Origin of the sequence: Capnocytophaga sp. oral taxon 324 str. F0483, from assembly GCF_000318315.2 — a bacterium.
In the GTDB taxonomy this organism is placed as follows: Bacteria; Bacteroidota; Bacteroidia; order Flavobacteriales; family Flavobacteriaceae; genus Capnocytophaga; species Capnocytophaga ochracea.
In genome coordinates this window covers 56,725-69,717 of the sequence record NZ_KB291493.1, presented here as the reverse complement: position 1 = coordinate 69,717, position 12,993 = coordinate 56,725, and the positions used below count along the sequence as shown (strand labels likewise).

Below are 12,993 nucleotides of genomic sequence, written 5' to 3'. Positions count from 1 at the left end.
GGGTGTATAAATAATTGATTAATAATATAATACAACAGTGCTAAAAATGTTAAAAACAGGGTTTTGAGGCGAAAGAAAGAGGAAGAGGTGATAGGCCTTAGACCATAGGCACTAGGGGGGAGTATGACGGAAAGGAGAAGGGATAATTAGAGAATTAGCAAATTTGAAAATGAGAAAATGAGGAAGAGAAATTAGGTAATTAGTAAATTGGGAAATAAGAAAATGGCGAGGTGTGGGGTCTTAGGGAATAGGAGTATGACGAAAAAGGGAAGAAATGACGAGTGACGAATGACGAATGATGGAGATAATGTGAGGTTATAGCGTGACGGAGCAGTCGTAGTAGGGCTGGTAAATTAATTAGCAAATTTATGTGAGGTACACAGGCGTTTTATTAATAGCAGATAAGCAGATGAGAAGTGACAAAAATAATATAAATAGTGTATAATTCTTTCGTAGATAGCATATTTTTCTTACTTTTGCCCCAAAATCTTAAAAACAGATAATAGAATGGCAGACACTCAACTCACTCCCGAACAATATGAACTTTTCAAAAATGCTGAAAATCGTCTCAAACAGAAACGATTGTTATATCTTCACTTTTTTGTCTTTGTGTTAGGCTCTATCTTTTTTGTAGTAGCCAATAAGGTATTAGACTACGGAGCGACCTATAATTGGTATTTGTGGGCGATACTCTTATGGCTTTTCATCTGGCTGTGGCACGCTATAAATGTATTTGTATTGCATCGCTTCTTAGGGAAGGAATGGCAAGAAAAGCAACGCGAACAACTGATAGCAGCTCAACAGAAGAAACTTATAAAGATGGAAGTCGCAGTAGAAAAAGAGCTTGCTACACAAAAGGAACAAGCAAAACGTGAATTGGCAGCTGAACAGGCTGAGAAAGATAACGAGCAAACCAATACGTCGTCTACAAACTTTTAACTGTTCACTTTTCACTATTCACTAAATATGATAACTCTTATAGCTGCTGTTGCCGAGAATAACGCTATTGGTAAAGGTGACCAACTGTTATGGCATTTGCCTGAAGATTTTAAGCATTTCAAACGCCTCACGACGGGACACTGCATTATAATGGGGCGGAAGACTTTCGAGACTTTCCCCAAACCTTTGCCTAACCGTATACATATTGTTATTACGCGTCAGAAAGGGTATGCGAAAGAGGGTGCTGTGGTGGTTTCTTCAGTTGAAGAGGCGATAGAAAAGGCTTTGACAATAGACCCTAACCCTTACGTGATAGGTGGTGGAGAAATCTATGCGCAAACCCTCCCCTTTGCCGATGTGATAGAACTCACACGGGTACATCACACTTTTGCCGAAGCTGATGTATTCTTTCCTGAGTTTAACCGTGAAGAATGGGAGTTAGTAGCCTCTGAGCGTTTTGAAAAAGACGAACGGCACGCTTATGGGTTTACTTTTGAAAGATACGTTGTAACACGGTCGTAGCACGACGGGTAGCCGTAACACGGCGGACAGTCGTAGCACGACAGGCAATTTTGTAGTGATTATAATATACCAATACTGGTTGTGAAATAGAAAATATTACGCGTAGAAGCGAGTTACAAATAGAATAAAGATGAAAAAATGGATTGGCTCCTTTGTCTTATGGCTAATGGGGTGGAAGATAGAATTACAAGGTGATTTGAAAACCTTAAACCGCTGTGTGTTAGTAGTAGCACCACACACTACTAATTGGGAGTTTGTTTTGGGTATCTTGGCTTATTGGAAGATGGAAAAACCGATTAAACTCATTATAAAAGATGCACATACTAAAGCGTGGTACGGCTGGTTAGTGCGCAAGTTAGGAGGGATTGGCATCAATCGTTCACAGCGCAATCACTTGATAGAATTTGTTACTGAACTCTTTAAGAAAGAAGACTTTAGCTTGGTAGTAACCCCTGAGGGAACGCGTTCTAAGGTGAACAAGTGGCGTATAGGCTTCTATCATATAGCTCTTTCTGCCCAAGTACCCATAGTTTTAGGTGCTGGTGATTTTAAGAAGAAAATGATATACATCGGGAAGACCATTAGCTTAGAGGACTTACAAACGCTCCCGCAAGAGCAAATAATGGAGGAAATACAGAACTTTTATAAGGATATTACTCCTAAATACCCCGAGCAGTGGAACCCTAAAATTTATTGATGTGAAAGCAGTCGTTATAAGGAATTGAATAATATAAAAAGTCAGCTATAAAAGCTGACTTTTTATATTATTGTATCATTTCCCAAAGTTTGTCTTTCAGTTGCTGAATGCCTTTGCCCGACACCGACGAGATAAACAAGAAAGGCGTACCGCCTAATCCTGTTGCTACTTCTTGTCGAATGGCTTCGGTGAGCTCGTCGTCTAACATATCCGATTTTGAAATGGCTATGAGGCGGTCTTTGTCTAATAGTTCAGAATTGTATTCTTTGAGTTCATTTAGCAAGATGTGGTATTCGGCTATGATATCCTTGCTGTCGGCGGGAATGAGAAATAGCAATACCGAGTTGCGCTCTATATGTCGCAAGAAGTAATGCCCCAAGCCTTTGCCTTCGGCAGCTCCCTCTATAATCCCAGGTATATCGGCTACTACAAACGATTGGTAATCGCGGTTTTGCACAATACCCAAGTTGGGTTTGAGAGTTGTGAATGGATAATCGCCTATTTTTGGCTTAGCAGAAGTAATTACCGATAGCAATGTAGATTTGCCCGCATTGGGGAAGCCTACAAAACCTACATCGGCTAACACTTTTAACTCTAAAAGCAATTCGCGTTCTTCACCAGGGAGACCTGGTTGGGCGTAGCGCGGGGTTTGGTTGGTAGCTGTGCGGAAATGCCAGTTGCCTAACCCACCTTTGCCACCGCGCAAAGCGATGACTTCTTGTCCGTCTTCAGTAATTTCAAAGAGTACTTCCTCGGTTTCAGCATCTTTAACAATGGTTCCTAAGGGGACTTCCAAAGTGATATCTTTACCGTCGGCACCAAAACTACGGTTGGCTCCTCCGGCTTCACCGTGTTCGGCACGAAAGTGCTGTTGGAACTTGAAGTGTATGAGCGTCCAAAGGTGCTTATTGCCACGCAAGATGATATGCCCTCCACGACCGCCATCGCCTCCATCAGGACCTCCTTTGGGTACGAACTTCTCGCGGTGTAGGTGCATAGAGCCTGCGCCTCCTTTGCCAGAGGCGACGTATATCTTTACGTAGTCGGTGAAATTGCCTTCGGTCATTGGGGATTATTCAGCTTTAATTTTGTCGATAGTCTCAGAAAGGCGGGTGGTAATTTCTTCGATAGTACCTATACCATTAATCGTGTGATATTTACCTTGCGTTTGATAGAAAGTGATAAGAGGAGCTGTTTTTTCGTTATATTCAGTGAAACGGTTGCGTATTTTCTCTTCGTCTTGGTCATCAGTGCGACCGCTCACTTTACCGCGCTCTACCAATCGTTTGATGAGTACCTCGTCATCAGCTTCCAAGGCAAGAGTACCGTGAATGCGCATACCTTTACTTTCTAAGAAAGCATCAAGTGCCTCAGCTTGTGCAATAGTACGAGGGAAGCCGTCGAAGATAAAGCCTTCGGCATTAGGGTTCTTTTCAACTTCTTCTTGTAGCATTTGTATAGTAACTTCATCGGGTACGAGGTCACCTTTATCCATATACGATTGTGCGAGTTTGCCGAGTTTGGTTTCGTTCTTGATATTATGACGGAAAATATCACCGGTCGAGATGTGCACTAAGTTGTATTTGTCTTTCAAGAATGCAGCTTGGGTGCCTTTGCCAGCCCCTGGTTTGCCGAAAAGTACTAAATTTGTCATAGTTAATGAAGCGTTTAATTGATATACTTGGGGTAAGTTACGCGCTATCTCGTCAAAATCCAACCCATAGCCCACGATAAAACGGTTAGGAATAGGTTTGCCTACATAGTCTATTTTGAGGTCTTTTTTGTAGGCATCGGGTTTGAAGAAGAGGGTAGCCACGCGGAAAGAGTTCACCTTTTTGTCTTCGAAAATGCGGTAAATTTCTTCTAAAGTGTTGCCGGTGTCGATAATGTCTTCCAAGATTACCACATCACGTCCTTCCACTGGGGTAGAAAGCCCTATGAGTTGGTGTATTTTTCCAGTAGACTGGGTACCTTTATAAGACGCCATTTTTACAAATGATATTTCACATTCGCCTTTGTAGTGTCTTAGGAAGTCGGCTGCAAACATAAAAGAACCGTTGAGTATGGCGATGAAAATAGGGCGTGATTCTTGCAAATCTTGATATACCTCACTTGCCATTCGTTCGGTAATTTGGTTGAGTTCCTCGGCAGATACGTAAGGCTCAAAAGTCTTATCGTGTAATTTTATCAGTTCCATTGTTTAGGTGTTATGTTTAGTCATTAGCTGTTAGAAATGTTTTAGAACTATATTCCAAGTTCATTTTTCATTTCTTTTTTTCTCTTTTTACTTTTTCAAATGATACACATCTTCTAGTAGGTGTGCTTTAGGAATGGGGCTTCCCCAATTTGATTGATGTTATCCATTACAGTTGTTGGTTTGTCACTTAAAATAAAGTGCAAAAATAATCAATTTTAATGAATGAGCAAAATCTACTTCCCCTAAAGGGTCTTCGTCATATCTTCATCTACTACCAATATAAAATCAGCTTGACCATAAGCCTCTTTTGCTAATTTCGATAAGTCTACTTGTTCTGTCGTAGCAATAGTAATAACTTTTAGTTTTGGCTCTTCTCGCTTCAAAAACCAGTAAATTCCCTCATAAAAATCGCTGTGATATGTCCCATTAAAATGCACAAAAACACTATTAGGCTTTCTGTTCTTTACAATAGCATCTGCCATCGTAGCATCTTTTACAGCTTGTGCTTTTATTATATTCTCCTTCCCTTTGTGATTGGGGAGCGACTCTGTCATCTTTTTATACTGTGATAAGTTCTCATCAAACACAATAGGTAGCGGGGCTATCCATCGCTTCTCAGCTTCTGGCAAGGTATCCAATGCTTTTAATCCTTTTTTGTTCACCAATCTCGCATACTTCCTCGGCACATTAGTAGCGATAAAAGGTAACTGGTGTTCCTTCGCAAAATCCACCAAAGGCTTATAGTCGGTTTTGTAGTTCGTCCATAATCGTGCCAAAGTATCCAAAGCCTTTTCTGTAACACCGCCTTTTAGATATTGGTTTACCACCTCTTGGTCATTGCGTTCTAACATCTCAGCTCCCAATATCAAGTTAACCTGAGGCTGTAATTCTTTCACCAATGCCAACTGCAACCAATGCGCAATCGGATTGTCGTGAAACTCTCCAAAAAGCACCACATCGCTCTCTTTGGCTTTTTTTACAACCTTCTCAAAACTGACTTTCTTTCCATTCTTATCAAATAACTGATATGCCTTCTTGTGTTGTGCACACAAAGATATTGTAAAAAACAAGACTATAATAAACGTCGCTTTCCTCATAATTTATACAAAAATAGATTGTCCTATATCTGTTAATATCAGCTCTTTGCCTTTTGCCTTAAAACTCCTCTTTGCTAAATCCTTATCATCTAACTTAATGAGGTTAAAAGTGTCGTAATGATACCCCAACACCTTGTTGCATTTCACAAAGTCTGAAGCCATAATAGCGTCTTCCACGTCCATTGTAAAGTTACCTCCAATGGGCAATATAGCTAAGTCCAACTTATAACGCACCGGTATAAGTTGCATATCAAAATACAAAGCCGTAGCCCCCGATACGTATACCGTCTTTTCCAAAGTTTTAATTACAAAACCACAAGCACACCCGCCGGCAGTGCCATTTTCGAAGGTAGAAGAATGTAATGCTGGTACCATCTTCACCGACCCAAATGGGAAACTGTACAGCCCTCCCAAGTCCATAGGGTGTGAATTTTCAATTCCCAAATTAAAAAAGTAATTAGAGATTTCAAAATTCGAAATGATTTGCGCTTTCGTGCGCTTAGCTATCTGCTCCACGTCCGATATATGGTCTTGTTGCGCCGAGGTTATCAAGATGTAATCAGCAGGAATCGTATTGATATCTATATGGCTTGCCAAAGGATTATTAGCAATAAAGGGGTCTACAAGCAAATGTGTATCGCCTATTTTGATGCTCACACACGAGTGTCCGTAATAAGTTACCTCCATAGTTATTATGTTTTTTAGTGTATTTATTTAATATATATAACGTCCGTTACTATCTCCTTCTTTCGTTTAACTCTCCTTAAAATATATGTATCAAAATCCCCACAAAAAAGAGTACCGAAAGCAAAAAAGTACTCAGGGCTACTATCTTTAATTCTTTATCAAGCTGTTTGAGTTCCGTATTTCGTTTTACGGTGAGCAAATGTCCTATTAAAGGCAGAAAAGCTACTAAGTACAGAAGCTCCCAGCGCATTTGCAAACGCATCACCGAAAAGCCCAACATTGCCACCATCGCCAATATAACTAAATAATAATGATAATATTTAGCCATCGGAATTCCCATTTTCACTACCAATGTATGCTTGCCCGAACGCTTATCGTTCTCATAATCACGCATATTATTTAGGTTCAGCACTGCTACACTCAGCAAGCCAATAGCAATAGCGGGCAACCATATAACCTTATTCAAGCTCTCTGTGTATAAGAAATAACTGCCTACCACGCTCACTAACCCAAAGAATACAAACACAAATAGGTCGCCCCAGCCCCGATATCCATAAGCCGATTGCCCCACAGTGTACTTGATAGCCGCTACCACACACAGCACTCCTAAAACAAAAAACACCGAGATATATAACAAATTTTCTCTTCCAAAAGCCGTATAAATAAGCACCGTAGCCGAAAATAACGACAGTAAAGCAGTGATAAGTACAATCCTCTTCATCTGCCTACGCGTAACTCTCCCACTCTGCAAAGCTCTTGTAGGACCTATGCGGTGCTCATTGTCCGTGCCCTTTACCCCATCGCCATAATCATTGGCAAAGTTCGAAAGTACCTGAAACAAAATAGTGGTAAGCAGTGCCCAACCAAAAATCTCCCACCTAAAAGCATAAGGGTCTTCGCGAAATGCCAAAGCACTCCCCGTGATAATCCCCGCAACCGATAAGGGTAAGGTGCGCAACCTCGCAGCTTTCAAAAGAGTTATGATATCCATAGAGCCTGCAAAATTACAAATACTAATGACAAATACAATAATATATTCTAATAATTCTTTTTGCTTTATACTTTTCTCTAAAAACGATTTCAATACCCCTGCTCCAACTTTCAAAGCTCATAGAGATTACTAAAAAAGATATTTATTCCGTTTTGAAGATGATTTTTGGAATGTTTTTCTATAAAAATAGTATTTATGTAGAAATGTATAGATATAGCTATCGTCCAAGATTCGTCCAAGGTTCGTATAAGGTTCGTATAAGATACCTATAATAAGAACTTTTTTCTGTTACTTTATTAAAAAAATAGAACTATAGATTTCTTAAAAACACAACTCTTAGTACTATAAGCGCTGTTACTGTGTGTCGCTCTTTTTATAGGAGGATATGGTCGTTTTCGTTGTACAATTCGTTTTATAAGGACGTGATGACAGCCTTTCCGGTGAAGATAGTTCGTTTACTTACAGTTGTATAACAACTTTGCCAATCCCAATAATCCCAAAAACCCTTTCACCTAAACTAATATAAGTTGTTTTTGAAATTACAGTGCTTTTTTCAAAAGTTTATAACTGTAATTCTTTAAATAACAATGGCATTTCGCACATTGCACTCACATATTCTTGAGTGTCAAAATTTCCTAAAGCAGAGGCATTGCTTATAGCTGTTTTAAGATGAGGCTTTAGTTGTTTGTAAATGTCGTTATTACTTTTCTTAAAGAACTTTTGTGTTTTCTGATAACCTTTCAAGTGTCGGCTGACTTCTTTCTCAACATCAATACAAGTCGTAAATATTTTAGTAGTCTTTTCAAAATGTAATAAAAACCAATATTCTAAACAAGGATTATTGACTATGACTACCACTTTTTCTTGCTTTAAAAGTTGCTGCCAATAGTTTAAAAACTTTTGGAGTGATGAGATGTTATTTTTCTTTTCTCGCTCTTCTTTTAACAAGACATCAAGGTCTACAATCCAAAAAACTTTGTCATATTCCTCTTCTGATAATTCTGTAACCGATTTGTATTGCTGGTCAATATTCTTTTTCTGTAGAATTTTAGGCGTTATATCAAAAAGAATATTAGGTTCATTGCGTTTAAGCATCTCTAAGTACCAATATTCAGTTTCGCCATCTACTACTACAGCAAAGGCTTGTTTGGTTGGTATGTTTCTTCCTTTTCTCATTGTGTTACATCAATAAAAGTATCGGACAAACGAGGTATAGCACTGAATTTTCCTATTTTGTAGGCATTTAGTATATTCTTTATGGTAGAGGTATCAAAATCGGCTAAGGAATAGAGCTGGGTAGCACAATCTTCGCCTTTATCAGTAAACCATATTACATCATTTCTGAAAATATCGGTATCGCCTAAAAGCTCACGGTTATGAGTAGTGGCGATGAGTTGCGAGTGCTGAGCGTTCTGCAAGAAAGAAAGCAAGAAATGGGTATAAAGGTCAGGGTGCAAGGAACTTTCTAATTCATCAATAGATAAAATAGTAGGTGTTTTGATAAGAAGCGCCAAGAGCCCTGCAAAACCGTAAAAGCGTTTAGTACCTTCAGATTCTAGCTCAAAAGGTAAAGCATATTGATTACCTTTAACAAAATGTTTGAAGGCTATTTCTATATGATCTATAGGTTTTAAATCTTTTACACCTTTTTTTGATAGCTCTTCAAAAGAATAATCAGTAATATCCTCTATTACTTTTTTTATAGAAATGTCTGAAATATGAAAATCGGCTTTTGATAAAATATCTATAATACTTTGTTTTTCTATATCTCCTTTATCAATATTTCTTGTTACAAAATTATCTAAGATAGTGTGAGATAGAATTATAGGTTTTAAGTGAAATTTGAACCAATTTACAACTTCTTTTAAAATATCAATATCTACATTAGTTTTTAAATACCCTCCAAGTACAGTATTATTATGGAGGGTGTTTATTTCAAGTGTTTTTTTTTCATTATCACTTATTGTTATTTTATTACCAAAAGAAATTTCAGTCAATAGTTTTTCTGTAGAAGTTTCTCTACTATAAACAATAACTTCTCCAGAAATTAGTTTTTCTGACAAAATAGACTGATGAGTAAATTTAACTTCATATAAATAGCAAATGCTATTTTGTACAAATTCTATTGATAAAAAAGACGGTTGCAAAATAGTTTTTTTATCAAAAAGGAAAGGAGAAAATTTAAGGCTATGATATTTCATTTCCTTAGGGTTCACAACTAAATTTCTTAAGAAATCAAGGGCTTTAAGGACAGTCGTTTTCCCTGATGCATTTGCACCATAGATAAGCGCCAATTTCAACAGTCGTTTGCCTGCTGTATGCACTACATAAGTGTCTTCTAAATGCTCAGAGGCATCGGCTTCAAACGACAGTGTTTGCTTATCTTTTATAGAACCAAAGTTTTGTATGCTGAAATTTACAATCATTTTTTATAGCTGACATTCTAAAGTCGCAAAGTTATACAATTATTTTGATAACACAATACTACTGCGTAAAATATATCAATTTCCTTCTATAAATGCTCAACAACTTCGATTTGGAGATAAACCCTACGTACTTACCGTCCTTCACTACGGGCAAGTTCCACGCACCAGTATGCTGAAACTTATTCATTACGGTGCTCATCTTGTCCTTGCCCATTTCTATGATGGCAGGTGGTTTTTGCATTAGTTCTACGGCAGGAATCTTGTCGTAATAGTTCGTTTCAAAAATCAAGTGCCGTATGTCGTCAAGCAGTATCACACCTTGTAGCGTACCTTTTTCCCGGTCGAGTACGGGGTAAATATTGCGGTTCGACTCGCGCACAGCATTGTACACCACCTCACGAAGTTTCATATCGGTATATACGGGGGTGAAATTGTGTTCCACCACTTGGTCAAAATCCATTAGGGTAAGTATCGATTGATCTTTGTTCTGCGAGATGAGCTCTCCTTTTCTGCCTAATTCCATCGTATAAACAGAATATTTATTAAAGTATTTCGCTACCGAAAACGATACCGCAGCAGTGAGCATCGCCGGTACTAACAGCGAATAGCCTCCCGTTACCTCGGCGATGAGAAAAACAGCCGTAAGGGGTGCGTGCAATACCCCCGTCATCAGGGCAGTCATTCCCACCAAAGTGAAGTTGGGTAACTCTGCTTTATAGCCCAAAATAGGAAACTCGTTGATGATGCGCGCCAAGCAGTTCCCCATCACTCCCCCCATAAACAGCATAGGCGAGAAGATACCTCCTACTCCTCCCGCACCAAAGGTGAGCGAGGTGGCAATAACCTTTGCAAAGGTAAGGGCAGCCAAAAGTAGGATAATCACCCACGCATTCGATAAGTCCCAACCAAAAATATTACTACTCAGTGATAGTTCAGGGTGACCTTCTTTCAGGTGATTGATAATCTCGTGTCCTTCACCGTAAAGCGGTGGCATTATGTAAATAAGCAAACCCAAAAGAGCTCCGCCTACTACTATTTTTAGCCAAGGTGAAGTGAGTTTCTTAAAAGTAGCATTTATTTTCTCATAAACATAGGTAAAGTAAGCCGACATCAATCCGCCTACTACTCCCAAGAGGATATAAAAGGGAATGCCTTGCAATGAAAAAGCTCGCGTGATGGTTATGGGTATCAATACTTCACTGCCAAAGAAGAAATAAGAAGTGAATACCCCACAAAGGGAAGCGATAAACAGCGGTATAAGTGACGAGAGCGTCAAATCCAACCCAAAAACCTCAATAGCAAACAGTATCGCCGCAATAGGCACTTTAAAAATAGCTGCTAAAGCCGCCGCACAAGCACACGCCAAAAGCAACATCCGGTTAGATTGATTAATGTGAAAAAACCTGCAAATATTGGAACTAATACCTGCCCCCGTTACTACCATCGGGCCTTCTAACCCCACCGAACCTCCAAAACCAACGGTAATAGGTGCTGTGAGGATACTGCCATACGCCTGAAAGCGCTTCATTATTCCTTTTTGGTGGGCTACTGCATAAAGAATCGAAGGGATTCCGTGGTTCACATCGTGCCGTATCACGTATTTTTTTACCAAATACACAATGGCAAAGCCTAACATTGGGAGGATAAAGTAAAAACTATAAGTAATAGTTTGAGCGAGCTTATCGTCTAGCAGCCACTGAATAAGATGTGTAAACGAGCGCATTGCCAAGGCAGCCAATCCCGTAGCAATGCCTATTATTCCACTGAGAATAAGGATAAAACGCCTATCCGAAATATGCTTTACACGCCATATCAAAAGGCGTTTAAGAAGATGTTGCTGGTGATGGGTCGTCATTATACTTTTCTTAAAAACGGTGCAAAAATACAAAACAAATCTCAATACACCAATTATTCTTCACCTTACCTTCTCCATAGGTTCAATCATTCTCCGTTCATTTTTCATCTGCCTATGTGGCTCGCACCGTCTTTTGTCCCTCTTTCCTCCACTGATTCTTAATCTATTAGTCAGCGTAGAGCCACTGTAGACCCACTGTAGAGCCACTGTAGAGCCACTGTAGACCCACTCATCGTTCGCCTTATCTTCGCCTTTCCGTCGCTACATACTTTGCCAAAGTTGAAAATCACTCAAAAAACCTATCTTATCTTCACCTTTAATCATTAACCACTAATCACAGCATTCACTTTCAAAATAATAGACTTATACTTTTATTAATAAACTACAAAAATAGTAGAGAATATTAGATGTTTTTTTACGAAAAAGTTGCTTTTGCGGATTGCCCCCTTCCTTTCGGGAAGGGGGAACGGGGGTTAGGCTTTTCAATGCGAACGCCGTAACCACTAATTCTCCTTTTTTGCTATTTCAAAAAAACTTTGTACTTTTGCACTTTACTAAAACAGAATAATTATGTCTTGGTTTAAAAGAACAGCAAAAGGAATACAAACCTCTACTGAGGAAAAGAAAGATATCCCCAAAGGATTATGGTTTAAATCACCTAGCGGTAACATCGTCGAACAGGACGAGTTAGCTTCCAACTTCTATGTAAGTCCCGACGATGGGTATCACGTGCGCATAGGTAGTAAAGAGTACTTCCAAATATTGTTTGATAACAACGAATTTCAAGAACTCGATGCCAATATGAGCTCTAAAGACCCTTTAGAATTTGTCGATACAAAACCCTATACCCAACGTTTGGAAGAAGCTACTCAAAAAACAAACTTAAAAGATGCCGTGCGCACTGCCGTAGGAAGCTCTAAAGGTAAGTCTATTGTAATAGGCTGTATGGATTTCGCTTTCATCGGTGGTTCTATGGGAAGTGTGGTAGGTGAGAAGATTTGTCGTGCGATTGATTATGCTATCAAACACCGATTGCCTTTCTTGATGATTTCTAAATCAGGAGGCGCACGTATGATGGAAGCCGCTCTTTCACTAATGCAAATGGCTAAAACGTCTATTAAACTCGCTCAGTTAGACGAAGCCAAACTACCTTACATCTCGCTTTGTACCGACCCTACAACGGGAGGTATTACTGCATCGTTTGCGATGCTGGGCGACATCAATATAGCCGAACCAGGGGCTCTTATTGGTTTTGCAGGACCTCGTGTAGTGAAAGACACAACAGGGCAAGACCTCCCCGAAGATTTCCAAACAGCAGAGTTCTTACTCGAACACGGCTTCTTGGATTTTATCGTAAACCGCAAAGAGCTCAAAGACAAAGTGAATTTGTACATCGATTTAGTGATGAACCGCGCCGTGAGAGCTTAAATAGTTGATAAGGCTGTTTCGAAAAAGTCTTAAAATCGCATTTGTGTCGCTACACTTTGCCAAAGTTTCAGATTTTGACAAAGTTGATTCTCTTGATAATCGATTTCTTTTATTTACATCGTAGGGGCGATTGGCAAATCGCCCTCACAAAACA

At 39.3% G+C, this 12,993-nt stretch carries 12 protein-coding genes; 4 read left to right on the top strand and 8 right to left on the bottom strand.

Features of this window, described 5'->3' with window-relative positions; genetic code table 11:
• Positions 1-507 precede the first annotated feature (507 nt).
• From HMPREF9072_RS02385 to HMPREF9072_RS02375, 3 genes are all read left to right on the top strand, one after another.
• On the top strand, positions 508-939 hold the full coding sequence (locus tag HMPREF9072_RS02385; RefSeq protein WP_009410342.1) for a 2TM domain-containing protein: 432 nt from the start codon (positions 508-510) through the stop codon (positions 937-939).
• A 27-nt stretch (positions 940-966) separates the two neighbouring features.
• The gene (locus HMPREF9072_RS02380; protein WP_009410341.1) at positions 967-1,461 is read left to right on the top strand and encodes a dihydrofolate reductase; all 495 of its coding nucleotides are present in this window, start codon (positions 967-969) and stop codon (positions 1,459-1,461) included.
• A gap of 130 nt (positions 1,462-1,591) precedes the next feature.
• Complete coding sequence (locus tag HMPREF9072_RS02375; RefSeq protein ID WP_009410340.1) at positions 1,592-2,158, top strand: 1-acyl-sn-glycerol-3-phosphate acyltransferase; 567 nt, start codon at positions 1,592-1,594, stop codon at positions 2,156-2,158.
• A gap of 67 nt (positions 2,159-2,225) precedes the next feature.
• Here HMPREF9072_RS02375 and obgE read toward each other — a convergent pair whose 3' ends face one another.
• The 8 genes from obgE to HMPREF9072_RS02335 form a co-directional block, all read right to left on the bottom strand.
• Positions 2,226-3,224, bottom strand: coding sequence for a GTPase ObgE (gene obgE / locus HMPREF9072_RS02370; RefSeq protein WP_009410339.1), 999 nt, complete (start codon positions 3,222-3,224; stop codon positions 2,226-2,228).
• A gap of 6 nt (positions 3,225-3,230) precedes the next feature.
• Positions 3,231-4,355, bottom strand: a complete 1,125-nt coding sequence (locus tag HMPREF9072_RS11885; protein ID WP_009410338.1) for an adenylate kinase — start codon at positions 4,353-4,355, stop codon at positions 3,231-3,233.
• A 242-nt stretch (positions 4,356-4,597) separates the two neighbouring features.
• On the bottom strand, positions 4,598-5,452 hold the full coding sequence (locus tag HMPREF9072_RS02360; protein WP_009410337.1) for a ChaN family lipoprotein: 855 nt from the start codon (positions 5,450-5,452) through the stop codon (positions 4,598-4,600).
• 3 nt (positions 5,453-5,455) lie between these two features.
• Positions 5,456-6,139, bottom strand: coding sequence for a metal-dependent hydrolase (locus HMPREF9072_RS02355; protein WP_002673809.1), 684 nt, complete (start codon positions 6,137-6,139; stop codon positions 5,456-5,458).
• A 76-nt stretch (positions 6,140-6,215) separates the two neighbouring features.
• Positions 6,216-7,244, bottom strand: a complete 1,029-nt coding sequence (gene menA / locus HMPREF9072_RS02350; RefSeq protein ID WP_009410336.1) for a 1,4-dihydroxy-2-naphthoate octaprenyltransferase — start codon at positions 7,242-7,244, stop codon at positions 6,216-6,218.
• A 447-nt stretch (positions 7,245-7,691) separates the two neighbouring features.
• Positions 7,692-8,306, bottom strand: coding sequence for an RloB family protein (locus HMPREF9072_RS02345; protein ID WP_009410335.1), 615 nt, complete (start codon positions 8,304-8,306; stop codon positions 7,692-7,694).
• Positions 8,303-9,556: an ATP/GTP-binding protein gene (locus HMPREF9072_RS02340; protein ID WP_009410334.1), complete on the bottom strand. Its 1,254-nt coding sequence runs from the start codon at positions 9,554-9,556 to the stop codon at positions 8,303-8,305. The genes HMPREF9072_RS02345 and HMPREF9072_RS02340 overlap by 4 nt, the downstream gene beginning before the upstream one ends.
• Positions 9,557-9,614: 58 nt before the next feature.
• Positions 9,615-11,411 carry a chloride channel protein gene (locus HMPREF9072_RS02335; RefSeq protein WP_009410333.1) on the bottom strand — a complete coding sequence of 599 codons (1,797 nt, stop codon included), beginning with the start codon at positions 11,409-11,411 and terminating at the stop codon, positions 9,615-9,617.
• Positions 11,412-11,981: 570 nt separating this feature from the next.
• Here HMPREF9072_RS02335 and accD point away from each other — a divergent pair.
• Entirely contained in the window at positions 11,982-12,839 is an 858-nt protein-coding gene (gene accD, locus HMPREF9072_RS02330; RefSeq protein ID WP_009410329.1) for an acetyl-CoA carboxylase, carboxyltransferase subunit beta, read from the top strand.
• Positions 12,840-12,993: the final 154 nt, after the last annotated feature.